21 protein-coding genes, 1 tRNA gene and 1 rRNA gene are annotated in these 24,074 nt (G+C 71.6%); 7 read left to right on the plus strand and 16 right to left on the minus strand.

What is annotated here, in order from left to right; translation table 11 throughout:
• Positions 1-71, minus strand: a 16S ribosomal RNA gene (locus tag NH602_RS06285); the annotation flags it as partial.
• A gap of 736 nt (positions 72-807) precedes the next feature.
• Here NH602_RS06285 and NH602_RS31810 point away from each other — a divergent pair.
• A complete protein-coding gene (locus tag NH602_RS31810; protein WP_253067275.1) occupies positions 808-1,431 on the plus strand; it encodes a methyltransferase domain-containing protein in 624 nt (207 codons plus the stop codon).
• A 3-nt stretch (positions 1,432-1,434) separates the two neighbouring features.
• On the opposite strand, the gene NH602_RS06295 is transcribed toward NH602_RS31810, so the two are convergent.
• The gene (locus NH602_RS06295) at positions 1,435-2,238 is read right to left on the minus strand and encodes a PP2C family serine/threonine-protein phosphatase (protein ID WP_253067276.1); all 804 of its coding nucleotides are present in this window, start codon (positions 2,236-2,238) and stop codon (positions 1,435-1,437) included.
• A 192-nt stretch (positions 2,239-2,430) separates the two neighbouring features.
• Between NH602_RS06295 and NH602_RS06300 the strand changes: the two genes are divergently transcribed.
• Positions 2,431-2,507 (plus strand) — tRNA-Arg (locus NH602_RS06300).
• Positions 2,508-2,586: 79 nt separating this feature from the next.
• Positions 2,587-4,158, plus strand: a complete 1,572-nt coding sequence (locus NH602_RS06305) for a tyrosine-type recombinase/integrase (protein ID WP_253067277.1) — start codon at positions 2,587-2,589, stop codon at positions 4,156-4,158.
• Positions 4,159-4,275: 117 nt separating this feature from the next.
• On the opposite strand, the gene NH602_RS06310 is transcribed toward NH602_RS06305, so the two are convergent.
• Positions 4,276-4,446: a hypothetical protein gene (locus tag NH602_RS06310; protein WP_253067278.1), complete on the minus strand. Its 171-nt coding sequence runs from the start codon at positions 4,444-4,446 to the stop codon at positions 4,276-4,278.
• A gap of 342 nt (positions 4,447-4,788) precedes the next feature.
• Between NH602_RS06310 and NH602_RS06315 the strand changes: the two genes are divergently transcribed.
• Together NH602_RS06315 and NH602_RS06320 are read left to right on the plus strand one after the other, a co-directional pair.
• Positions 4,789-5,580: a hypothetical protein gene (locus tag NH602_RS06315; RefSeq protein ID WP_253067279.1), complete on the plus strand. Its 792-nt coding sequence runs from the start codon at positions 4,789-4,791 to the stop codon at positions 5,578-5,580.
• A gap of 938 nt (positions 5,581-6,518) precedes the next feature.
• On the plus strand, positions 6,519-6,719 hold the full coding sequence (locus NH602_RS06320) for a hypothetical protein (RefSeq protein ID WP_253067280.1): 201 nt from the start codon (positions 6,519-6,521) through the stop codon (positions 6,717-6,719).
• A 19-nt stretch (positions 6,720-6,738) separates the two neighbouring features.
• On the opposite strand, the gene mobF is transcribed toward NH602_RS06320, so the two are convergent.
• From mobF to NH602_RS06380, 12 genes are all read right to left on the minus strand, one after another.
• Entirely contained in the window at positions 6,739-11,148 is a 4,410-nt protein-coding gene (gene mobF / locus NH602_RS06325) for a MobF family relaxase (RefSeq protein ID WP_253067281.1), read from the minus strand.
• Positions 11,149-11,401: 253 nt separating this feature from the next.
• Positions 11,402-12,298: a hypothetical protein gene (locus NH602_RS06330; protein ID WP_253067282.1), complete on the minus strand. Its 897-nt coding sequence runs from the start codon at positions 12,296-12,298 to the stop codon at positions 11,402-11,404.
• Entirely contained in the window at positions 12,295-12,747 is a 453-nt protein-coding gene (locus NH602_RS06335; RefSeq protein WP_253067283.1) for a hypothetical protein, read from the minus strand. Before NH602_RS06335 ends, NH602_RS06330 begins: the two co-directional genes overlap by 4 nt.
• Positions 12,693-12,953, minus strand: coding sequence for a hypothetical protein (locus tag NH602_RS06340; protein ID WP_253067284.1), 261 nt, complete (start codon positions 12,951-12,953; stop codon positions 12,693-12,695). Before NH602_RS06340 ends, NH602_RS06335 begins: the two co-directional genes overlap by 55 nt.
• A complete protein-coding gene (locus NH602_RS06345; RefSeq protein ID WP_253067285.1) occupies positions 12,953-13,825 on the minus strand; it encodes a hypothetical protein in 873 nt (290 codons plus the stop codon). The genes NH602_RS06340 and NH602_RS06345 overlap by 1 nt, the downstream gene beginning before the upstream one ends.
• A complete protein-coding gene (locus NH602_RS06350; RefSeq protein ID WP_253067286.1) occupies positions 13,822-15,768 on the minus strand; it encodes a type IV secretory system conjugative DNA transfer family protein in 1,947 nt (648 codons plus the stop codon). Before NH602_RS06350 ends, NH602_RS06345 begins: the two co-directional genes overlap by 4 nt.
• The gene (locus tag NH602_RS06355) at positions 15,768-16,307 is read right to left on the minus strand and encodes a hypothetical protein (RefSeq protein WP_253067287.1); all 540 of its coding nucleotides are present in this window, start codon (positions 16,305-16,307) and stop codon (positions 15,768-15,770) included. Before NH602_RS06355 ends, NH602_RS06350 begins: the two co-directional genes overlap by 1 nt.
• Positions 16,307-16,777, minus strand: a complete 471-nt coding sequence (locus NH602_RS32165) for a WhiB family transcriptional regulator (RefSeq protein ID WP_374210136.1) — start codon at positions 16,775-16,777, stop codon at positions 16,307-16,309. The genes NH602_RS06355 and NH602_RS32165 overlap by 1 nt, the downstream gene beginning before the upstream one ends.
• Positions 16,778-17,259: 482 nt before the next feature.
• Positions 17,260-17,562 (minus strand): hypothetical protein, encoded by a 303-nt coding sequence (locus NH602_RS06365; RefSeq protein ID WP_253067288.1) that lies wholly within the window; start codon positions 17,560-17,562, stop codon positions 17,260-17,262.
• Between the two features lie 778 nt (positions 17,563-18,340).
• Positions 18,341-19,720 (minus strand): IS110 family transposase, encoded by a 1,380-nt coding sequence (locus NH602_RS06370; protein ID WP_253067289.1) that lies wholly within the window; start codon positions 19,718-19,720, stop codon positions 18,341-18,343.
• Between the two features lie 237 nt (positions 19,721-19,957).
• Positions 19,958-20,188 (minus strand): hypothetical protein, encoded by a 231-nt coding sequence (locus NH602_RS06375; RefSeq protein WP_253067298.1) that lies wholly within the window; start codon positions 20,186-20,188, stop codon positions 19,958-19,960.
• A complete protein-coding gene (locus NH602_RS06380; RefSeq protein ID WP_253067290.1) occupies positions 20,188-20,493 on the minus strand; it encodes a helix-turn-helix domain-containing protein in 306 nt (101 codons plus the stop codon). Before NH602_RS06380 ends, NH602_RS06375 begins: the two co-directional genes overlap by 1 nt.
• A 133-nt stretch (positions 20,494-20,626) precedes the next feature.
• Here NH602_RS06380 and NH602_RS06385 point away from each other — a divergent pair, with 133 nt between their 5' ends.
• Positions 20,627-22,018: an XRE family transcriptional regulator gene (locus tag NH602_RS06385; protein ID WP_253067291.1), complete on the plus strand. Its 1,392-nt coding sequence runs from the start codon at positions 20,627-20,629 to the stop codon at positions 22,016-22,018.
• Here NH602_RS06385 and NH602_RS06390 read toward each other — a convergent pair.
• A complete protein-coding gene (locus tag NH602_RS06390; protein WP_253067292.1) occupies positions 22,012-22,896 on the minus strand; it encodes a phosphotransferase in 885 nt (294 codons plus the stop codon). The genes NH602_RS06385 and NH602_RS06390 overlap by 7 nt on opposite strands.
• A gap of 412 nt (positions 22,897-23,308) precedes the next feature.
• On the opposite strand from NH602_RS06390, the gene NH602_RS31200 reads away from it, so the two are divergent.
• Entirely contained in the window at positions 23,309-23,965 is a 657-nt protein-coding gene (locus NH602_RS31200) for an ANTAR domain-containing protein (protein WP_256493998.1), read from the plus strand.
• The last annotated feature ends 109 nt before the right edge of the window (positions 23,966-24,074 follow it).

A 24,074-nucleotide genomic window follows, 5' to 3' on the forward strand; every position in this document is an offset into this window, starting at 1 on the left:
TACCGCTCGACTTGCATGTGTTAAGCACGCCGCCAGCGTTCGTCCTGAGCCAGGATCAAACTCTCCAACAAAACCCTGACTTGCAACAAACAACTGGCCACAACACCCGACGGGATCGAATGCTGCAACCAAACAAACAATTTGGCACAAAACGCCAAACCGAATCAAAATAGCTCGACACACTGTTGAGTTCTCAAAAGACACCCGCACCGCACTCACCCAACCCCCTGAAAAAGAGGCGGGATCCTGAAGACGGATCGCCTTGACCCACCAAGACAACCACACCGAGAAACTCGGCGAACCACCGGGGGTCGTTGTCCGCGGGGCCTGTTGACCGGGCCTCTCAGGGCCCGTTCTGTCCGGCTCACTCGCTGACAGGAAGAAAGTTACGGCATGGCATTCGGGCACGTCAAACCGGGGTCGGAAACCCGCGCTGACCTGGGCAAACCCGTCTCCGGGCCGCACGGCACCACGGTCGAGCCCGACCCTGTCGAGCGACGAACGGTCGCCCTGACGAGCTCACTCCGGATAGTGGTTGACCAGCGCCGATCGCGCAAGTGGAAGCTCACGACGGGGGCCGGAACCGGCGCTCCACCCGTCGTTCGTCCCGCGCCCGCCTGCCCGCCAACTGATTTCAAGATTTTTTCGACCGTCCGCCGCGGCGTCCGGACGCGACGAGCGGTCGGCAGGCGGGGGCTCGTCCCCGACGGGGACCGGCCGGGGCAGGTGATCACGATCGTCGTCCGCAGTTGGCCGTTCGTCGTGGTGCCCCGTGGGAGCCGTCCGTCGGCACGCGAGACTCGGCGCGTGCACCCCGACGGAGACGTCCTCCCGCCCGTCCTGCAACGGCTGCGTGCCGGCGCGGAGCTCACCGCGGCGGCCTGGTGCCGTACCCCGGGTGCGACGAGCCGGGTCCGGGCGACCGTCGTCGCCGGGCGGCTGGTGGTGGAGGCGGGGGACAGCGAGCCCCTGTGGATCACGTCGTCGCCCGTGGCGCTCCCGCTGCGGACGCGGTCGGTGGACCGCGTCGCCGTGCCGATGCTGCTCCCACACCTACGAGACATCGACGGTCTCTTCGCGGAGCTGCGGCGGGTACTCGCCCCTCACGGGCTCATCTCGGTCCTGGTGCCGGCGCCCCGGTCGTTCGGCTGGGGTGGGGGCGCGCTGCGGAAGGCGGTGCGTGACGCGTGGCGGCACCGGTCGGCCGTCGAACACCCGGAGTGGCTCGCGGCCGCCGCGGACTTCGCCGTACTCGCCGACGACCGTCTCGACTTCACCCTCGACGGGGTCGAGCCGTCGAAGGGGGCGGACGAGCTGTGCGCGGCCGGCGTCTACCCGCCCGATCTGCCGGAGCGGGCCCGGGCGGAACTCGCCGCGCACCGTTCGGCGGTCCGCACGGTGCGGCTGCGGCGGGTGGTGGCCCGGCGTTGAAGGTCAGTCCGCGGTGGCGATCTCGGCGACGGCCCCGGCGACCCGCAGGTCCTGACCCGGGGCGTCGACGTCGTCGATCTCCACGACGTCGGCGACGATCGCGGTGATGTTGTCGGGCCCGCCGCCCTCGTTGGCGAGTGCGATCAGCTGGGTGACGACCTGGTCGGGCTCGGCGCCGGAGGCGAGCTCGCGGTGCAGGGCCTCGTCGTCGAGCACCGCGGTGACCCCGTCCGAGCAGAGCAGATAGCGGTCCCCGGCGAGGATGTCGACACGGTCGAGGTCCGGGTCCGGCGCATGGTCGGTGCTCAGCGCACGCATCAGGACGGAGCGGCGCGGGTGGTGCGCCGCCTCCTCGAGGGTGATCTGGCCCTGGTCGACGAGCTGCTGGACCATCGTGTGGTCGTGCGTGAGACGGCTCAGCTCGCCACCCCGCAGCAGGTAGATGCGCGAGTCGCCGATGTGGGCGAGCGCGAGTTGGTCACCGGTGAGGAGCAGCGAGACGACGGTCGTGCCCATCCCCCGCATCTCCGGCTCGTCCGCGGCGCGGCGGGCCAGCCGATCCGTGGCGTCGTTGAGCGCCTCGGTCAGCTCGGCGGCGAGATCGATGTCGCTGAGGTCCTGCGGGAGGCGGGCCTCCAGCTCGGTGAACACCGACACCGTCGTCGCACTCGCGATCTCGCCGTGGGCGTGACCGCCCATCCCGTCGGCCACGATCAGCAGTCGGCCGGTCGTCGCTCCGGAGTCCTGGTTCGACGTCCGGCGACGGCCCACATCCGACCCGATCGCGGATCGCAGTCCCAGCACCATGGGGACAGTATGGACGTCACGGTCCGTCAGCGTCGCAGGCGAGGCCCGTTCGGCGTGTGCTTCAACCGGTCGGATGGCACTCCGTCCAGCACACGGGCCGGATCGGGTGGTTCGTGACGACGGTGCCGCAGCCGTGATCGCTTGCCCTCCTCGCTACGGTGGGAGCGCACCGGACGGGGTCCGGGGCGGCCGGCCCTCGTAGCTCAGATGGATAGAGCAAGAGCCTTCTAATCTCTAGGTCGTTGGTTCGAATCCAACCGGGGGCACCAGGTCAGAGCGTCATCGCGACGCTCCGGCGACAGACCGTGGAGCTAGACGTGGCGCGAGCCTGCTCCTACGGTTCTATCCATGGCCGGTCAGCCCGCACGACGGAAGCGCCAGCGCGGCGAGGTCGAGATACTTCCCAGCGGCTCGTTCCGGGTTCGTGTCTATGCGGGCGTCGACCCGCTCTCCGGCAAGCGCCACTACCTTCGTGAGACGGTTCCCGCCGGTCCGAGCGCGGCCAAGGAAGCGGAGAAGGTCCGCACCCGGCTACTCGCCGAGGTCGACGACCGTCGGAATCCGCGAACGAGCGCCACGGTGAACCAGCTCATCGACCGCTACCTGAGCGTCGTCGAGGTCGAGGAGTCGACCAGAGCCGGCTACGAGTCGATGTGCCGGAACTACATCCGCCCGGTCCTAGGAGAGCTGCGGATCGGCCGGATCGACGGCGAGATGCTCGACGCCTTCTTCGCCGAGCTGCGGCGCTGCCGTCGCCGCTGCGACCGACGAGCAGGAACCGACCATCACACGGCCGGGGCTCACGACTGCGACCGACGGTGCAAACCGCACACCTGTCGCCCTCTCGGTGCCTCCTACATGAGGCAGATCCACAACGTCCTGAACGGAGCGTTCACCCGCGCTGTCCGATGGCGCTGGATCGGTACGAACCCGGTCCGTCAGGCCGAGGCGCCTCCCCAACCGACACCGGATCCTCAGCCGCCCACGGCGAGCCAGGCGGCCGCCATCGCCAACGAGGCGTGGGGCGATCCGCACTGGGGAATGCTCGTCTGGCTCGCGATGACGACGGGCGCCCGCCGGGGCGAACTCTGCGCTCTGCGCTGGGACCGGATCGACTTCACCACGGGGATCGTCGACATCGGCACCTCGATCGGTCAGGTCGGCGCAAGGACCTGGGAGAAGACCACCAAGACGCACCAGCGCCGACGGATCGTCGTGGACCCGCAGACCCTGGCGCTGCTCCAGGCCTACCTCCGTCACTCAGCCGAGACCGCGGCCGGGCTCGGTGTCGAGCTGCGACCCGACAGCTTCGTCTTCACACGCTCGCCCGACGGCTCGACCTGGCTCAAGCCCGACTCGCTGACGCAGCGCTACGCGAGGATGTGCGCCCGGCTCGGCTGGAGCATGCACCTCCACCAGCTCCGGCACTACTCGGCGACCGAGCTGATCGCCGCCGGGGTGGATGTTCGGACGGTCGCCGGCCGACTCGGACACGGAGGCGGCGGTACGACGACGCTCCGCGTGTACAGCGCGTGGGTCGCCGAGGCTGATCAGCGCGCGGCCGGGTCGCTCGCCGCTCGCCTTCCTCAGCTCTCCGCCAGCCCTTGGACCGAGGATGCGTCAACGGTTCCCGAGCTCCCCGCTCCTGCACACGGCTCCGGGCGCGACAAAGGGAACCCTTACGAGGCGATCGCCGCCGACATCCGCGCGGCGATCCGCTGCGGCGCGCTCCTGCCCGGCGAACCCATCCCCACCATCAAGGAGCTGGCTCGCCGGTACGAGGTCGCCGAGGCGACCGCGCACAGAGCAGTTGCGCTTCTCAGCGCGAGCGGCGAAGTCGTCGTGTCCCGTGGGCGCCGGGCTCGCGTTGGCTACCCCGCCTCCACGTCAACCACACAGGACGGACCTTCCGATCCCTAGTCGGCGCGACCGCCCTGCACGACGGGTACCCGGTGCTGTGCCGTTCATAGACCGGCTCGTGGACCGCGGTGCAACGCCTCGACTCGATCGGGCAGATCCCGCGTCGACGGGACCGCGTCACCGCGCCGTTTCGGTGCGGATGCGGACGGCGAAAGCAACCGTGTCGTCGTCGTGCGCTCCGTCAGCGAGCTCGTCGATGACGGCGTCGACGATCTGCCGGGGGGTGTTCTCACGGACGGTGTCGAGAATCCGACCTGCGGGACATTCCTCTTCACCTGACTCCGCCACTTACCGCTCCATCGTGTTCGTTCACCCCGGAACGGTGTTCACTCAGCGTCCGACATGGCGGATCCGTTTGCCATGTCGTCAGGTCAGGAACACCCTTGAAGAACGAGCCACGCGACAACGGGTGACTCAGCTGGGGAGCGGAGGTCTTCGACGCCGCGACAGGTGCGAGGTCCGAACCGTCATCGGGGGTGGCCCAGGCCTCGCCGTCTTGAAGCTACGCGTCAGAAGATCGGTCGCGATAGTCGGGAGGCTCTTGTGGCACCACGTCGGATCTCATCGTCACAACTGCGCAGTCAGATGCGTCAAGCGCAGGCGAAGGCCGAACGTCAGGTCCGGAGCGAAGTGCAGAAGCAGACCCGGAAGATCGAAAACGGCCTCAAGCGAGAAGCGACTAAGGCAGTCAACGACCACAACCGGCAGGTCCGTGCGAACCGGCGACGGCTGGAGTCGGAGGTCGCACGACTGAATCGTGGTCAGCAGCACCGAACGTCGGTCCGATACACCGTCACGCGAACGTCCGCGCTCAGGCTGCACACAATCTACCGCGAGGTAGAGCACAGCGCGAGCGTCCAGGACTGGGACGAGCGCCGACTGGCGCTTCTCGACCTCGCAGAGATTGAGACCGCGAACAGCGCGCACGTCGCCAACGCCCTGCTCGGCGACTCGTCTGACGACCTGCCCGAACGCGAGGGCACCGCACTGACCGACGAGCTGAGTTCGGTCTCCGACGACCTGGACAAGCGCTGGCGAGGGGCGCTGTTCTCGATCAGCACGGACAACCCCGACGCCGCGCGACACTTCTGCACCAGCGCCCGCGAGATCCTTATCGAGATGATCAACCTCAAAGCCCCGGACAGCGCCGTGGTCACCGCGTATCCGGACGGTCGGACGCCTGACGGTCGCGTCGCTCGGCGTTCGAAGATCCGATATCTCTTGGATCTCTACGGAGCCGACGATCCGAGCCTCGGTGAGTTCGTCGACGCCGACATCGACGACGTGATGAACCTGTTCGGCGCCTTCAACAAGGGGACCCACGGCGACGCCGGCCGCTACGCGGTCACCGAACTGCGTGTCATCAAGACCCGCGTCGAGGGTGCAGTTCGCTTTCTGTCTACAGTGATCCGCAGCATCTAAGATTCGCCAAGTTTCGAGGATCGATGGGGCCGCAGAATACAAGCCAAGCCCCACCGACACGCCCCTGACGCATGATCAGGACTAACCTCTTTGACGTTGACTTCCAACTCACTGATGCCGTTCACGCGATTAGATCCGGCGGGGCGTCTCCGTGCCCGATCGTCCACCCCGCAATCTGATTGACCGACACGGCCCAGGCATCAGAGCCGAGGTGTAGGAGCTGGTCGCCCGGAAGAGAGACGAGCGGGAGCACGACAGCGTTTACGAGATAAGCCACCGATCCATCATCCACTGCACCTTCCGCCGATTCTTCAATCTTTCTAGTAAGACTTGACTTCGCCTCCTCGATGCCACTCCCTTCTGCGACCCCCGCGTCCAGGTTTTGAATCTGGGCGCACCTTTCATATGTCCATCGTGCACGCGGTACGGCGTTACCTCGGATCAATGAACTGCCGACCAGAATTGTTAGCGGCAGGCTCGCGGTTTCACTTCCGTGCATTGAACACAGCAGATCGCGGAGCGGCGCGTGGGATGCACTCTCAGACATACCGGAGAACCTACGATCAGGCTCGCTGCTGTCGAGCCCTCATAGCTGTGCAATCGTGGAATGGCGTAGCCAGAAGCGACGAACGGTCGTCAGCATGTCCGAGATCGCGCAAGACAGCGGGTGTGGCTAGTTCCGACTGTCGGTGGTTGCTGTCACCCTGAGGCGTATGGCGGCGCCTACTGAGCAGGCAGCACGGATCCCGGCGGGGAATCTGCGGGTGCCCCGCGGCGAGTTCGTCGCGGTGTGGGCGGCGGCGGAGCGTCGGTCGTTGGAGCAGTCCGAGCGGGGTGTTCTGGACTGGTATGCGGCGGCGGTGGTAGCGACGTGCATGTGGATGGCGTGCGCCATCTATCGGCCGCCGTGGGGTAGGCCGCACCCGGCGGAGGCGCCGGTGACCCGCACTCGAGCGTCAGCGTACGAGGAGCTGATCGAGGCGGAGTACCTCGCCGCGCAGCGGTTCGAGGAGCTGTATCCCAGCCGCGCGGCACGGGCGCCGGGCTGGGGCGACGGGGCCCGGGCGACGCTGCGGTGGGCGTGGCGGGGCGAGGGCCCGCCACCGGTCGAGGTGCAGGGGTGGTCGGCGGCGGGATAGCCCCCGCCACCGACCACCGTCACCACCGGCTGTCGGCCAGCTCCGGATCGTCGAACCCGTCAGCGGCGTCGTCGACGCCGCTGCGCTGTTCGGCGTGCCAGCGGGTGAGCTCGGCGGCACGCTCGTCGTGGTCATCGACAATGGTGTCGCGGTAGCGGATCTCATCGAGGATCTGGCCGGCGTGGTCGAGGTGATCCGTCGTCTCGGCCGCCTCCGGCACCCGCACCACGTCCTCCCCCACCGGCTCCGGACGAACGGCGGCGATCTCGCGGACGTCGTTGCGGCGGTTGTCCGCCACCTCGGCGCCGCGCTGCTCGACGGCGACGGCGTCGCCGTCGTCGGGAGCCTGGTCGTGGATGTCGTCCTCGGTAATCTCGCGGTACTTCTCGTCCTCGGCGACCGCGGCGTCGTGGGCGGCCTTCCACTCGGCGGCGGTAACCCGGTCGTCCGGGTCGTCGGCGGCATCCCGTGCGGACAGCTCGGCTTTGGACAACTCCGCCTGCACCCGGGTCTGCGCGGTATGAGCGAGCCACATCCCGCGGGCATCGTCGACCTTCTGGAGCTGCGCGGCCCGCTGCTCCAGCAGCGCCGCCATCGCCTCGGCCCCGGCGGCCCGCTCGGCCAGCCGCTCCCGCTCCGCCGTGTCGGGGGCGGCGTCGAGGGCGGCGCGGGTGACCGCGGCGTCCTGACGCTGCGCCTCCGCGGCCTGGCGGGTCCCGGCAAGCTCGTTGGCGACGTAGCGGGGTGCGGCGGCCAGCTCGCGTTCGTAGGCGCGGACGCGGATGCGGAGCTGGCCGTTGGACAGCTCCAGGTGCTCGCGGTCGATCTCCGGCCGCCCGAGTGCCCGCCAGGCAGCCCGGTGCGCGGCGAACTCCTCCACCTGCCCGGGCTTCGGGGCCGGGCCGAGTGCGTCGGCCGGGTCGTTGTGGCCGCGGACCTCGCGGTAGGCGGCGACCCGCCCGACGTCGTCGCACCACCGCTGCCGGGCCGACGGCTCGGCCGGGACGTCGCCGAACGCCTCGACCGCCCACGCGGGCGGCTCGGCGGCCGCGGCGGTGCCGAGGTCATCGGCGCGCTGATCAGCGGTCTCGGCGAGGCGGTGCAGGTAGGTGCTCCACTCGGGGTTGTCGGTGCGGGGGATCCAGTCGGTCCAGCGTTCCCCGACGGGGTCGAGGCGGTGCTGGTCGCGGATGCGGGAGTAGACGACGTTGCTGACGTTGCGCGCCCCGGCGAGCGGCCCGCGCTCGACGGCCTCGGCGAGTACGGCGTGCGGATCGTGCCCGGCCAGCTCGGCGCGACGCAGGACCCGTGTCAGGGCGGCGGTGCCGTCCTCGGCCGCGATCCGGGCCCGCTGCTCCCCGGTCAGCGCCCCGTCGTGAACAAGACGGTCCAGCGAGGCCGCGGTGCGCTCGGTCGCAGCGAGCTGGGCGGCATCGGCGAGCAACTCGGCCACGGTCCGGGCGCTCTCGACCTCCTCAGCGGACTCGGTCGCGATCGCCACCGCCGACCGGTCGAGGGCGTGATCGGCGGCGTCGAGGATCGAGGCGAGCACGGCGACGGGGTCGCGGTGCAGCTCGTGCCGCTCGGGCGTGCCGTCGGCCGGATCGTCGGGTGCGATCCGTGTGGTGACGTGGGCGGTGTTGCGGTCGCGGCCGCGGGACATCCCGACGTAGAGGGAGTTCGCGCGGGTGGTGGGGGTGACGACGGTGTGGGTGGTGTCGACGGTGGCGCCCTGCCCGGCGTGGGTGGTCCCGGCGTAGCCGAGGGCCAGGTGCTCGCCCACGTAGGTCGCCGGGAGCACAATCCGCGCGCCGACGGCCGGGCCGCGGGCCGATCCGACGTCGCCGTGGGTGTCGGTGGTGACTTCCAGGGTTCCGTCGTCGCGGACGGCGGTGATTCGGTAGCGGTCGCGGTTGTGCGGGCCGCGCCGGTTGCCCTCGAACCCGGCGAGGTGGTGGGCGTTGTGGCGGGCCTCGACCAGGTCGCCGACCCCGGCGGTGGTGCCGTCTAGCCCCAGCCGCACCCCTGCTTCCTCGACGCGGCCGAGGCGGACCAGCTCGGCCCGAATCTCGGCTGAGAGGCGCGCGGCCTGCTCGTTGGTGTCGACCAGGAGCAGCGACCGCCGCCCCGCGAGGTGGTCGGCCAGCCAGCCCCGCGCCGCGGAGGCTTCAGCGTCGTTGCGGGTGCCGGAGTCCAGGAGGCGGCCCTGCTGGTGGTAGGCGCGGAGCACGGTCTGGTCGCCCTCGCGCAGCCGCAGGGACGCGTCACGTTCCCACCCGGCGCTGAACCGGCGGGCGTCGGCGAGTTCGTAGCGGGACCCGGCGGTGGCGAGCAGGTCCATGCCGCCGCCGGCGCCGACCGCGGCGAGCTGGCGGTGGTCCCCGACCAGCAGCAGCTTCGCCCCGGCCTCGTCGGCCCGGGCGTGGATCTTGGCGAGGGCGGCGGTGTCGGTCATCCCGGACTCGTCAATCACCAGCAGGTCACCCTCCCGCAGCCGCCACGCCTCGTCACCGGCTACCGTCCGGCGCTCGGCCGGGGCGGCGGCGAGACGGTCCTGGGTGGCGAGCCAGCGGGCGATGTTCGACGCCGTCAGCCCCTCGGCGGTCAGGACCTCGGTCGCGCGTTGGCTGGTCGCCAGACCGAACACCCGCCCAGCCCCACTACCCGGGCTACCGGCCGGGCGTAGGTCGGGGTCGGCCCAGGCGCGGGCGAGGTTCCCGACGACGTAGGACTTCCCAGTTCCGGCCGGGCCGACGAGGGTCTCGACCCGGGCGCCAGAGGTGAGGATCCCGCGCACGGCGGCGGCCTGGTCGACACCGAGTTCGAGCCCTTCGCTGCGAAGGGTGCGCAGGAACCGCTCCGCCTGCGCACCGGTGAACGCCGCCCCATCACGGGCCTGCGTGGCGGCGAGCAGGATCCGCTCCGAGCGGACCTGCTCGGGGGTGCAGTAGACCCGCCCACCCGGCGCGAGATAGGCAGACTCCCCGTTCGCCACGCGAAGGTCATCGGGCAGCAGCACCGACCCGGGCCGCTCGGACTCCAACGCGATCGCATAGACCAGCGCGTGGTCGGTGAGCTGGTCCAGCAGCACCGCGACGTCCCCGCCACCGGGGACCCCGAGGTAGTCCGGCAGCGCCGCGTTGACCGCCCGCACCAGATCCGAACGGGTCCACCCGGACTTACGCGACGACACGTCCTCCAGCGCTATCTCGATCACGGCCTGGGGGTTGAACGCCTGCGGCGCGACCCCGTCGCGGCGGGTGGCCAGGGCGGCGTCGGCGATCCCGGCCAGCCCGCCGGCGATGTCGGCCTGCAACCGGGCGGCGACCCGGTCCAGCATGTCCCCGCGGGTCTCCCCGTCGTGCGACTTCGCCGCCCGCGTCGCGAGGGCGGCCTGCTGGGCCAGCCGGTCGCGCTCGACCCCGTTCGGGGCCCGGCCGTAGCGGGTCTCGAACGCCTCGATCAGCTCCGCCGCCTTCGCCGTCACCGCATGACGGCGATTCGACACCAGCGACATCGCCTCCGCGGAGACGCCGACGACCTCGCGGGACTTCCCGTCCGGGCGGGTCGCGACCAGCGTCCCGATCGTCGCGGCCAGCCGCTCCTCGGTAGTGCGCTCCCCCACCGCCCCGGCCCCGGCGCGCCAGCGGTGGATCGCGCGAGAGTCCAGGGTCCGCCACAACCCATCAGGGCCCTGGATCCGGTTCAGGACCGCGTTGTGGATGTGCAGCTGCGGGTCCCGGTCCCGCGAGTCGTGCTGGAAGAACGACGCCACGGTGAACGCATGCGCGTCCACCCACCGCCCCGCCGCGCCGCCGTGGTGCCCGATCCGGGCATACCCGGCCTTGTCCTCCAGGTACGCGAGCGCTGCGTTGTTGCCCGCCCAGATCGCGTCCTCCACCGCCTGCCGGAACTCCCCCCACGCGTTGGCGGTGGCTTCGTCCCCGGCCTGGCGGGCGGCGACCTCGCGGGCCTCGAACGCGGTGTGCAGCAGCGTCACCGACTTCTGCACCGAGAACGTGGCGTCCAGGAACGCGACGTTGTGCCGGGCCGCCTTGCCCGCTTCGGTACGGAGCTCGGCGCGGCGTTCCGCCGCCGCGTCCGGCTCCCGTTCCAACGCTTGGGCGTACAGGTCGTCCTCGGACAGGTACTTGCGTCCGGTGTGTCCCAACGTCGGGACGCTGTCCCACTGGGACACATCCCGGAACCCGCCGTCCCGCGGGTCGAGGAACCGCTCATAGAGCGCGCGCATGTCCTGGGCGTCGACCAGCCCGGCGAGGCCGAGCTGCTCGGCCCCGGCGCCCCACCAGCGCCCCGGGGGCTCCCCCTCGGCGACAGCGCCGGTGTAGTAGTTCTCCCGCCCCGTCGCGACCTCCTTCAGCAGATAGTCCGGGGAGTAGCCGGTGGCGATCCTCAGCACCCCGACCACCCCGAAACGATCATGAAGTCGAGGGCCGACCCGTCGGAGACGGCCGCGGGGCGGTCGGTTCGGACATGGGTGCGGCGCGGCCGGCCGGAGGCCGGCCCGCCCCCTCGGATCGTGATGCCTCGGTGTGAGTCTCTTGATCTTGGGGTGTTCTTAGTCTGTTCGGTGTAGTCGTTCTCGGTTCTGGTCTTCTGCTCGCTCTCGCTGCTGTTGCTGCTCGTCTCGGTGCTGGTGCTGCTGGTCTGGCTGCTCGGGTTCATGGCTGGGTCCTGTTCTGGGGCTCGTCGGGGACGAGGTGCAGGCCGCTCGGGGCCTGCTTCTGGGTGTCGCGGAGCTGCTGGAGCGCTCGGGCGGCGGTTCCCCGGCCGACATCGGCCAGCTCCTCCAGCTCGCGCACCGTCGGGAGGGCGCCGTGGCGCTGGCGGTGGGTAAGGGCGGCGGTGCGGGCGCGCTCCTGCGCGCCCACACCCGACCCGCCCGTCACCGACGGCGCAGGACGGTCCGGCCGGACGGTCCGACGGGGTGCCGGGTGGGACACCGGCCGCGGCGGGCCCGGGATCACCGGGCCGTCCAGCGCGGGTGGGACACCTGTCCCGCGTTCCACCGTGTCCGGGCGTTCCACCAGTGTCCGGCCGGTCGGCGGGACGGTGATGGTCGCCCGAACCGGCGGCCCGACCGGGCCCTCGGGCTCGGGCCGGACCCGGTCATCCGCTGGCTCGTCGCTGGGCGTCTCGGCCAAGAGGTAGAGCAGGTGCGCGACGACGGCCGCGGCGATCGCGGGCCACGCCCCGACGCCGAACCGCAGCACCGCGTCCGCCTCCGCCGGCGGCGCCCCGGGGGCCGGGGCGGGCCCGGCCAGGAACACCGCTTGCGCCAGACCCGACAGCCCGGCGGCGACGATCACCACCAACCAGGCGTAGCGGGCCGCGCCGCCCCGCAGCCGGGCGGTCGCGGTGTAGGCGACCAGCGCGAGGCCGTCGGTGATCAGCGGGTAGATCCACGCCACCGCGACCGGGACCCGAGCGGCGACGGCGACCTCGAACAGGCCGTGCGCGGTCGCGACCGCGGCGCCGACGGCGACGGCCAGGCCCGGAAGCCACACCGCGGCCCGACCCCACCGACCCGCACCACTGCTGCCGCTGCTGATGCTCATCCGAGGACACCCCCGATCGGGCTGACGGCTGGGGCGGGCTCGGGCGGGGCCTGGTCGCGGTGCTGCGCCCACCACCCGGTGATCGCAGACGCGTGCTCCAGCCCCGGCACCGGCACCGGCGCCCCACCGGGGGCCGCCCAGCCGGGGCGGGTCTGATGGGCCTCGATCGAGCACGACCCCGCGCTCTTACGGATCCGGGAAGTCACGCCGGGGCGCTGGCGGTCGTGCCAGTCCCCCGCTGCGGCCACCGACGCGTCGGAGCCCTGGTAGGCGGCCAACCACGCGTGCATCAACCACAGCAGCTCCTCGACCACGTCGGGGTGCCACAGCCAGCACTCCGGCAGCACCGAGGCGCCGTCGGGGTAGCGCAGGAACACCGCCCCGAGCCACGCGCTCAGCTCCTCGACAAGCCCGGCGACCTCGCCGTCGTCGGTGGGGCGAGCAGCCACGACGGCGCCGGCGGCTTCGCCTTCCGCCCGACCACGGTCTTCAACGTGTCCGCGGTCCGTGCGGCCATCTCGTCGAGCCGGTCCACCCGGGCGGTGAGCGGGTCCAGGCCGTCGACCCGGCGACGCAGCACGTCGACCTCGCGGGCCAGCCCGGCCACGACGACCTCGGTCCCGGTGCCGTCGGGGGTCTGCGGGGGTGGGGGCATCACCGCTCCCACCCCGCCCCGTCCACATCCACCGCCGCTGACGGGGTCCGCCCCGCGGGCGGCTCCGCGGCCTCGGCCAACTCGACGGCGTCGGCCTGGGTCTGGCGCACCAGCTCACAGACCCGTGCCATCTCGGCCTCGGTCAGCGACCGGACCCCGCCCTCCACCGCGAGGTCGGGGGTGAACCACAGCCCGCCCGCGAACGCCCCCGGGCCCTCGTAGAGCACCCGGTCCCGGTCACTGCGCTCGTCGGTGCTCACCTCCTCGCGGGCGTGGCCGTCCTCGGGGGTGTTCACTCGGTCCTCCTCATCGTCTTGGTGCTCGGCGTCGTCGGCGGGTTCGTAGTGATCCAGCGCGGCCGCCGTGACCGCGGCTTCGGCGGCCAGAACGCGGGCGTCGTGCGCGGCGGTGGCCTCGTGGTGCGAGCGCTCCCGCCCTTCCCGGGCGACGGTCACCAGCCGGGGCTGCGGATCGCACGCGGTGGTGTTGGTCAGCTCGTCGAGCCCGACCGTGTGGGCGCGATAGCCCCACATCTCCACGTCGGAGTGCAGCCCTTCCAGGCGGGCCCGCTCGGTGACCGCCGACGTCCCACGCGCCTCCCGGATCGCCGCGATCGCGGCAGCATCGGCCCGGGCGCGGGCGGCGGCGACTGTCTCCCCGCCCGCGAAGTCGACCCATCCGAAGCGGGCGCGAGCGTCGTCGAGATCGAACTCATCGAGCCGCCACCCCGACGACGGACGACCATGCACACCGGTCGCGTCACGCAGGTAGGAGGCGATGACCTGCTCGGCGTCGGCCCGCCCGCCGGGCAGCTCGGCCGCGAGCCGGTCGACGGCCTCGGCCGGGGTCCACAGCTCGTAGCGGTCGTTCATCGCTGCCACCGCCCGTCACCCGCACCGTCAACAGGCCCTGCCGGGCCCGCCGTCCCTCCAGAGCCGTCGCCGGGAGACGGTTCGTGCAGCGCGGTCGCCTCGGTGGCCTGGTCGTCGCCGCCGTGGCGGATGGCGCGCAGCTCAGCGAACATCCGGTTCGACGACCGCACCCGCTCCAACGCCTCCCCGAACCGGGCAGACCAGCGCGCGGCGAGCACCACCAGGACGCGTTCGAGCTGGGCGTCGGCCCACACCCGGACCGCCTCGTTGCGCCGGTGGCGACGGGACTCGGCCTCGACTCGGCGCATCAGCCGCGCCCGCCGACGGACGTCGGACCGCTTCCACGCCATGCGGGTCCGGCCGATCACTGGGGCGATCCCGCGCCGGATGACCACGACTCGCCCGGCGGGCAGGTTGGCGATCTGGGCCGGGGCGAGCACGGGCACCTTGCGCACCGACCGGGAGGCGACGCGGCCGTGCTCGTCGGTCGTGGTGACCTTCTCGTCGCGCTCTCCGGCGAGGGTGGACCAGAACTCCAGGTCCGCCTTGTCCCGCGTCCCGCCGAAGATCATGACCGCGGCGGTGTTGTTCAGGATCGTGGCGGCCTTGTGCTCACCCCAGCGGGCGAGGAGCTGGGCGCGGGACTGGAACGCGCACAGGATCGTCACACCCCGACCACCCATGTCCGCCGTCCAGGACTCCAGCGGGACGGGGCTGATGAGGGCGGCCTCGTCGAGGAACAGTCCGAGCGGCGGGTCCAGGCGGCCCTTCGGCTGCCCTGCGGCGAGCCGTCGGGCTTCGCGGGCGATGTGCCCGGTCAGCGCGCACACCAGGGGTGCGGTCTGGGCCTCCTCGGCGCCGAGCAGGAACACCGTCGCCCGCCCGTCCAAGAGGCGGGCGACGTCGAACCCTGCGCCTGGCTCGGCCGCCGCAGCGGCGGCCGGGTGGGTCAGCCAGCCGAGAGCGGGCATCACCGAGGAGGTGATCGAGCTACGGGTGCGTTCGTTGGTGGTGATGAACTGCATCGCGTCCTGCTCGAACGCGGTCACCCCCGACCGCCGCAGCAGAGCGGGGACCTCGCGGCCGGCCGCGTCGGGGTCGGCGACCCACCCGAGCACGTCGGCCATCCGCCGTCCGCCCAGGGCAGCAGCGTGCAGCAGCGCGGCCAGCACGCGCCGTGCCTGGCCGTCCCAGAACTCCCGATCCCCACCACTGCCGGAGGCGACGGCAGCGAGCATGTCCGTCGCTCGCTCGGTCGCAGTCACCGGGTCGGCACAGCCGGTCAGCGGGTCGAACGTGATCGTCGAGACCCGGCCACCGAGCCCGGCCGGGTTGAACACGAACACTTCCCCGCGGGCCTGGCGCCGGATCGGCGCACAGAGGTCGAGCAGGTCGGTGCGGGTGGATGTCACCAGGGCCGCACCGGGGGCGTCGAGGACGCGCCCGGCGAGCCAGCCGGTCTTACCGGTGCGGGGACCACCGACGACGATCACGACGTCCTCGACCAACGCCCACACCCGCAACGCACCGGTGCGGCACAGCTCGACCGCGGCCTCGGTCGTCGCGAGCCGCCACCGCTGGAGCCGGGGCAGCCCGGCCAGCGACGGGCGGACGGTGCCGGTACGGCGCCGGACCGCGAACGTTCCGGCGTGCCGGACGATGTCCAGACTGGACGCGACCCCGACCTTGCGCCGGGACCGGGACGCCCACCGCGACACGGTCGCCGAGGAGCGGGTCCAGCGGTGCCACACGATCACCACCGCCAGCCCGGCGACGGCGACCAGGGCGGGCCACGAGAGGGCGGTGACGATCGTGGCGGCCGGGAGCAGCGCGATCGCAGCGAGGCCGGCGGCCAGGCCGCGGGCCCCACGCGCCCAGGCCAGCAGGGCGCCCCCGGCGAACGCGGCCAGGACGAGAGTGGTGGAGCTGAACAGGATGCTCATTAGTCGTCCCATCCCGTCCGCTGCTTCCACGCGGCGATGTCGGCCTGGTGGCGGGTGCAGGAGTCGGTGTGGCCGGTTTCGTTGTCGGCGGGGTGGGACTCGAACGGTCCGTCGTCGGTGACCTGGGCATCGCAGCTGGTGCAGCGCCAGTACGCCGAGGGCGTGCGCCACGACCGGATCCCCTTGCGCTCGGGGTCCGGAACTCGGCCGCAGACCAGCCAGTCGAACGCCTCCTCCCCCACCGGCACCCCGCCGGTCGACAGCCCGAGGACCGCGCCGATCTCGTCCCACGACCGCCCGGCCGCACGGGCGGAGCGGGCGTAGTCGTAGAGCTGAGCCTCCGCGACGCTGCGCATCAGCAACGCGGCCCGGACCCCGGCCAGCGGGTCGTCGAGCTTGCGGTCGGTGAACACCGTGAACCCGGGAATCGGGACCTCGGTCTCGGTCGTGCCGAACACCTCGACCGCGATCCGGCGGACCAGCTCCCGAATCCGACCGGCGGCCCGCCCGGACTCCGACACCCTGAACGGCTCGCCCATCACCGACCACCTCCGGCGGAGATGGCGAGGGCGGCGGCCCGGCGGTCCACGGTCCGGCGGGTCACGCCCAGGGCACGGGCGATGTCTCCGCGGTCGGCTCCGGCGGTGAGCGCCGTGCGGCCTGCGGCGATGGCCGGGGCTCGGTCGGTGCGCAGCGACGGGCCGGGCACTACGGCCGGGCCGTCGGCGCACCCGGCCAGGCGGGGCATCGTCTGGCGGGCGCGGTGGCGCTCGTCCTCGGTCAGCCCACCGGCGATGCCGTGCGGCTGCTCGACGATCGCCCACGACCGGCACGCGTTCAGGACCGGGCACACTCGGCACACCGACAGCGCCCGCCGCTCCGCCGCCACCAGGGCGGCACCGTCGATCGGGGTCGGGAAGAACAGCTCCGGGTCGACGTCGCGGCAAGCCGCACCGGCCCGCCAGTCCAGCTCCTCGCCGACGCTGGGCGTCGGGTCTACGGTGAACATCTCTCCTACCTCCTGTTGGTTGGTGAGAGCGGCCCGGCGGTGTGCTTCCGCCAAGAACCCGTCGCCGGGCCGTCCCATCTGCTGCGTCTGTCGCTGCTTGTTCACGGCTGCCACCGCTCCGGAGCCCTCGCCGGGGCGTCGAACAACCCCGGCAACCCGTCCTCGACCCGGCGCTGCTCGTCCCGATCCGCCGCGCTGTCGCGGCCGGCGCGGCGGATCGGGCACGACGTCGGCCAGGTGCGCGAGCCGGACCGGCAACGGCCGGTTGTCCAGCAGGCACACCGCGACCTGCCGCGACGGACACTCCTCACGGCGCAGCACCGGCCACCCGCACCCCGGGCACCGACCCGCACCCGGCACGTAGTGCTCGACCACCACCTGCAACCGGTCCGTGCGACCGGTCGGACGCAGCAACCGCGGGTCCAGGTCCTCGCGCTCGGCGACCCGCTCCGGGACCGCCCACTCCGGCGACGGACGGGCGCTCACGCCGACCGCCCGCACGCCTCGTCCACGGCCGCGGTCGCCCCGGCGTCGGTAAGGCCGTAGCGCAGCGACGCCGCCTCGACCGGGTCCGGGACCCGACCCAGCGAGTCCGGGCAGAGCACCGACCCGTCGAGGTGGGAGAAGTCCGGGCAGCGGCCTGCGCGGGCGGGCCAGCCCGAGGGCGGGGCGTCGACGACCGGGCCGGCGCAGCCCGGGCACACCAGGTCGGTCACGTCGACCAGGTCGACGGGGTCGTCGTCCAGGTCCACGACGGGCGGGCCGGGCAGGAAGATCGCGGTCATGCTGGCCTCCAGAAGGGGTGAGGAGGGTCGGCCGGTCCGGCCTCCCGGTGGCGGCGTCCCGTCCGCCACCGCGCCGTCAGGCGCGCACGGCCTCCGAGGCTCGGACTCAAGGGCCGGCCGTAGGCCGGTCGCGCAGCGGCGCGTAGCGCCAGCGGAGCGCCCTTGATCAACGTAAGGAGCTGTAGCGCAAGCCCCGTGGTCATCGAGCCCCGCTGCCGTGCGGGGGTCAGCGCCGGGCCGTCCCCAGGTGGGGCAGGCCGTGCGCCTGCCCCTTGGGGCGTGCCCTCAGGGCTTGCAGAGGCTCGCGGGTCCAGGGCAGCGCGAAGCGCTGTCGCGTAGCGACGCCGCAGGCGCCCTGGACGCGGGAGGGGCAAGCCCGCACCATCAGGCCCGGCGCTGCCGGTGAACACAGCGCGGCGAAGCCGCTCGGTCACGGGTCGGCGGCCGCCAGGCCGTCGTGCCCGCCCCGCTCGTGGACGGTCCCGGTCGTGCCGGGCGCTGTGGGTGGTCCCACTCGCTCTGTTCTTCCCGGTATAGGACAAACGGACTACCGCGCGACATGGCGCAGCGGCGGTGTCCGACAACGTGAATCGGGCTTGGTGGAACAGAGGAGTGAGCTGCTCAGGATCAAGGTCGAGATCACCACCACCGGCCCGGGTCGGGCCGTGAACAGGGGATGTCTCCTTGAGTGAGACGAGCTTGCTCACCCGGGGCGCCGGCTGGACTGCCGGGCCGTCACGGTCGCCCGCCCCGAACCGGGACAGACGAAGAACACAGGTCAGGCCGCGGCGGCCCCGACCAGCACGATCCGCCCGTCCGCCCGGTCGGTCGGGACCCGGCGTCCGGCCGCGACCTCGGCGTCCCAGGGGACTCTGCGCACGACGACGGTATGCAGCCAGCGCAGCAGGCTCGCCGCGCAGGCGACCCGGGCCTGGGCCGGGTGCAGCCGGTTGCGTTCGCGGCGGGTCAGATGCCGATACCGCTCGGCCAGGACCGGGTTGACGTGCTGGGCTCCCCACCCGGCCCGCCACGCCGCGACCCGCAGTTCCGGGCGCCCGCGTCCCGAGAGCCGACCCCGACCCTGGAAGGTTCCCGAGGAGTTGTCGCGCGGACACAGCCCGGCGTGTTTGACCAACGCCCGCGCCGAGGTGAACCGGGCCGGGTCCCCGGTCTCGGCCAGCACCGTCGCCGCCCCCAGCGGGGACACCCCCGGGATCGAGGACACCAGCTCGACCAACTCCAGCTCGTCGAGGATCGCGACCATCCGCGCCGCCACCTCGGCCAGCCGGGTCTGCGCCGAGCGCCAGTCCTCCATCACGAACCCGGCCCGCTCGAACGCGCCATGCCGATGCGAGACCATCCCCACCACGTCGTCGAGCCGCTCGAACACCGCCCGCACGATCCGCAGACAGATCCGTGCCGACCCCCACGTGACCAGCTCGCGGCGCACCGCCGCGACGAACCTGGCCGGCCCCATCCGCCGCACCGGCGACAGGTCCCCGCCGACCGCGCGGCGCATCACCACCGCCATCGCCGCGCACCACGACGCCGACTCCACCGGCCGGCGCGCCGCTTCCAACACCGCCGGCCACACGCTCTCCATGAGCTCGCGGACCTGATGCGCGCACGCCGTCGACTCGGTCAGCAACCTCGACCGCCGCGCCCCCAGATGCCGCAGCCGCGACCACGTCTCGTCGCTGCGTTCGGGCACATAACAGTGCAGGCGACAGGCCAACCGCGCGATCAACATCGCGTCCTTCGGGTCGGACTTGTCCCGGGTCAGGTCCTCCTGCTCGCGGGCCCGCCACACCAGCAGCGGCAGCACACACACCATGCTCAGCCCACGCTCGGCAGCCTGCTTCTCCACGATCCGCCACCGATGCCCGGTCGCCTCGCAGGCCACCGTCACCGAGGAGAACCCGGCCTCCCGCGCCACCGCGAGTGCCCAGTCCAGCAGCTCTCCCAGCTCCCACGCCCGACACAACCGGGTCTGGCGGGCCAGAACCTTCGAGTCGTGATCGATCACCGCCGCGACCTGCTTGCGGTCGGCCAGATCGATCCCCACCACCGCGCTGGTCACCGGGACCAGCTCCCGCAGCTGCTGCAACCGCAGGTTCCGGTTCCGATCCCCACGCGAGAGTGTCTTCACTGCACCCATCCCGACGTCCTCCTCGATGCCAGCCAACCCCGACACCGCACCAGGACCCCGTCACAGCCCGGTCCTCGACACGCGACGCGACCACCCCGGCCGCGCTGGACCACTTCCTAATCTGAGTGAGGCCGGGCCAAACTCGGGCCGGACGGCCCTCCGCCCCGCCGCAGGCGGGTCCGCCCGGGCTCTCGGCCCGCCCGGCCGTGAGGGCGAGGTCCCTCACCCCGGAAGCCGCGGCCGCCCTCATGACCCGGCCCCCGCGGACTCCGCGCCGTTCAGGGCGGGGGTGGCGGCCTGGTCGAACGCCGAGACGAAGGTGCTGATCGCCTCCGGCAGCCCGGATCCGACCGGCGTGGCGATGAACAGCACCAGCGCGATCAAGGAGAAGGCGACCGCACCGATCGCGACCCGCGCCTTCGCGCAGATGAAGGCCCCCAGCACCGCACCGAAGATCAGAACTCCGACGCTGCCCATCACGCGCCCCCACCCGCGAGGCGGGCGATAGCACCGGGGAGAGCGGCGCTCGCCGTGGCCTGCTGACGGCGCCACTCCTCGGTCCAGGCCCCGAGGTCGACGCACCGACCGGTAACCAGCACGTCGTCGACCAGCCGGTCGATCACCGCGCTCGGCACGACGTACCGGCCGCCGATCTTGACCCCGGGGAACGAACCGCTCCGGAGGTGCCGGTACAGCGTCGACTCGTCGAGGCGGAGGATCTCCGCCGTCTCGGCCGCGGTGTAGAAGGACGGCCGCGCGGGACCGCGTTCCGCGATGCTCATGAGCTGCTCCTGTGGGAAGGGATGGATCCAGAGGACTTCATGGACATGAGCGTGGATCTCCGGAAAGACATCCGGGAGGGCACACAAGGGGGCACACTGGTACGGCAGGCACAGCGGGACGGGGTGGTGAATGGTGGCTGCGAACCAGCGACTCGCCGCGCTGATGATCGAGGCTGGCTTTCTCGACAGAGCCGGCGAGATCGGCCGGAAGCGCTTCGCCCGCGCCGTCTCAGAATCCAAAGCCGCACGCACGGCCGGCCGGTCCTACAACCACACCTATGTCAGCCGGTGGCTTTCCGGAGTCACTCCGCGCGATGACGCGACGAGGGAGGGAATCCGGGAAGCGCTCTGCACTCGTCTGGGTCGTCGCATCGATGCTGACGAACTCGGGTTCCGCACTCTCGTCACGACATCGCCCGATCTGGGGCTCGCCTATCCCGAGCGACCCGACGACGGCGTCGGCAACGTCGCCGAGCTGCTGGAGGCCGACCTGACCGGGGCCGCGGCCGTCGCAGAGGCACCCACCAGCGTGGCGGCGTGGAATGAGGCGTCCGTGGCCTGGCTCGTCGGCGCGCAGAAGCAGCTCAGCGACGGCGCCGGGCCACGCAAGGTCGGCATGGCCGACGTCGAGCGACTGCGCACCATGCGGGGGACCTTCGACCGGCTCGACAGCACGTTCGGCGGCGCGCACGCGCGGACCGCTCTGGTCCAGTACCTACGCGGGGAGCTGCCGCGCCTGCTCCGCGCCCGTGCCGAGCCGGACGTCCGGCGAGCCTTGTTTGTCGCGGCGGGTGAGGCGACACAGCTCGCCGCATGGATGTCGTACGACGCCGGAAGCCATGGGCTTGCGCAGCGCTACTTCATCCAGGCTCTCGGGTTCGCCGACGCGGGCGGTGACCGGCTCCTCGCCGCGAGCCTGCTCGACGCAATGAGCCACCAGGCCAGCTTCGTCGGCCGCCACCGCGAAGCGGCGAACCTGGCCCGGGCCGCACGTCTCGGAACCGAGTCGGTGAGCGTCCCGATCCTGCGGTCGCACTTCCACATCATGGAGGCCCGGGCCCTGGCACGACTCGGTGAGGCCGACGCCTGCGACCGGGCGATGAACGCCGCGGTGGAGAACTTCGGGAGCCACGTCTCCGGAGACGGGCCGGAGTGGATCGGCTACTTCGACGCGGCTGAGCTCGCGGCGGAGTTGGGCCACTGCCAGCGCGACCTCGGCAGGCCACAGGAAGCCGTAGTGCACGCGACGACGGCGTTGGCCTCGGCATCGGGCGACTACCTGCGTAGCGACTTCTTTGTGGCGATGGTGCTCGCCGACGCTCATCTCGACGCGGGGGACGTCGAGGAGGGGTGCCGGGTGGCGGCAAAGGCGCTCGCCGTCGGCGAGGGCCTGGACTCTGCACGGTGCCGGGGGTATGTCGGGGAGTTCCGGCAGCGCCTCACCAGGCACGCGCGCAGCGCGGCTGTCCGCGACTTCGTGGAGGGTGCCCGAACGAGCGCCCTATGGACCCCGAACGGTCAGTAGGCGCCCCAGTCCTGCCTGCTCCCGCCGGTCCGGATCGCGGCGACGCGCTTCGCCGCCTCGACTGCTGCTCCGGCCGATGTGGCCGCCTTCTTGGCGATCCAGGTCGTCATCGCGATCTCACGCATGTCGGCGAGGGACCCGTATCCGCCCCACTCCATGAGGTCATATCCGTAGGCTTCGACAAAATCACGGTACTCGGACTCGTCATGCCACCCGAGGCGGTCGTAGAACAGTGCCGTCTGAATGAGGTCCCACTCGCGTGCGCCAACGGAGAAACTGTCCAGATCGATCAGAACGGGCGCACCCGAGTCGTCACAGATCACGTTTCCCACGTTCGCGTCACCGTGAACGTGCCCCGCCGGCAGCGTGAAGGGCAGGTCGGGAAACGCCTCCCGGGACCAAGCTATTCGCGATCGCAAGTACGCGGCGTCCGCATCGTCCAGCCCCACGAACGACGGCAGGGGGTCGCCAGGAAGCCCGAAGGGCGCGAGAGTCGGCAGAGTGAGTCCCGGCGGCTGCGGGAGGTCGTGCAGCCGTCGGACCAGGCGTCCGACGTCCGCGAGCGGCGCGTAGACCTCTTGGCTGGAGATCGATTCCCAGAACGTCACCACCACCCCGTCGATCTCCACGGGCTGCTTGACTGCGACTGCCCGCGTTGCCGGGTACTCGGCATCGGCGAGCCAACGGGCGACGCCGATCTGCCGCCGCGCGTTGTCCAACAACCGAGCAGATGGAGCGATACGCGCCACGACGCCGCCTCCGAGGCGGAACACGGCGTTCGACCCGATCCTGATCAGTTCGACTGCGGGGTGACCCAGTCCGACCTCGTTGGCAGCTCGGTCGAGTACAGGCCGCAGGTTGGCCTCGTTGAACCACACATCTGCGCGTCGACCGTGACCGGCCGCTACCTCCACCATGATGAACGGTCGCCCTTTCGGATCTGTACCGGTTCACCCGCGACGATACGCCTGGCGCGTTCTCGACGAGCGCCCACGACGACAACGAGGCGACGAGCCGCGCGGCGTAGATCGGCTGACACCCAGCGGGCGACCCGCCGCGGCCGTCACGTCGCGTTCCGCTGAGGTCCCACGCGTCAGGTCGCGGAGCTACGTCGGAGGGACGCTCAATTCGGCCCCGGTCAGCCCCTCCGCCTCAAGCCGGAGTCGGCTTCCGGGACAGCGCAAGCTGTCTTCCGGGTATGGAACAAGAACCGGACCAGCGTGAGCATTCGAACACTGTCTGATGGACACTCCAGCAGACGTCGGAGCCGCTGTACTCAGGCTCGTTGCGATGAACGACGGCGCCCCCGGTCCTGTTCTCACAGACCTCGTGGAGTCCGTCCACCGCGTCTCCGGGCTACCGGCGGGAGCAGCAATGTTGTCGGAGGGCGCCGTGCGCGGCGTCGTGCGATCCGGCCCCGCGCAGCCCCTCGAAGCACTGTCGGCCGGCTTCGGCCAGGGGCCCGGCGGTGAATGTGCCCGTACCGGACTTCCCGTCCTCTGCCCGGACCTGAGGCGCGAGCGATCCCGGTGGCTCGTGTTCGCCACGAAAGCGATTGCCGCGGGCGTCGGCGCTGCCTGGGCTCTGCCCATCCGCCATGGGGGCGACACCCTCGGTGCACTACTACTGCTCGGGCCTGGAACAGAGGATGCAGACCTGCGGGTGGTCGAGGTGCTGGTCGAGGCGGCGGCCGTCTCACTGCTTCGAGCCGCGGCGTCTGAACGGACCGCGGTGGAGACGAGCCAGCTCCGGACTGCATTGACGAGTCGAGTCGTCGTCGAGCAGGCGAAGGGGATGCTCGCCGCCCACGGCAGCGTGGACGTCGGCACGGCGTTCGCCTGCATGCGCAGCCATGCGCGTCGCAGCGGGCAACCTCTTCGCGACCTGGCAGCGGCCATCGTCCGCGGGGACGTCAATCCCGCGATCATTCTGCACGTCGACAGATGACGATCATCAAGCAGCGGCAGCACAATATTCGCAGCTGGACACCTTGCAGTTTTCACTCCATTGAGTGACGTCAGATCCGTGCGAACCGAAACGTATAGCAGGATCCATA

This window comes from Pseudonocardia sp. McavD-2-B, from assembly GCF_024124365.1.
Classification (GTDB): Bacteria; Actinomycetota; Actinomycetes; order Mycobacteriales; family Pseudonocardiaceae; genus Pseudonocardia; species Pseudonocardia alni.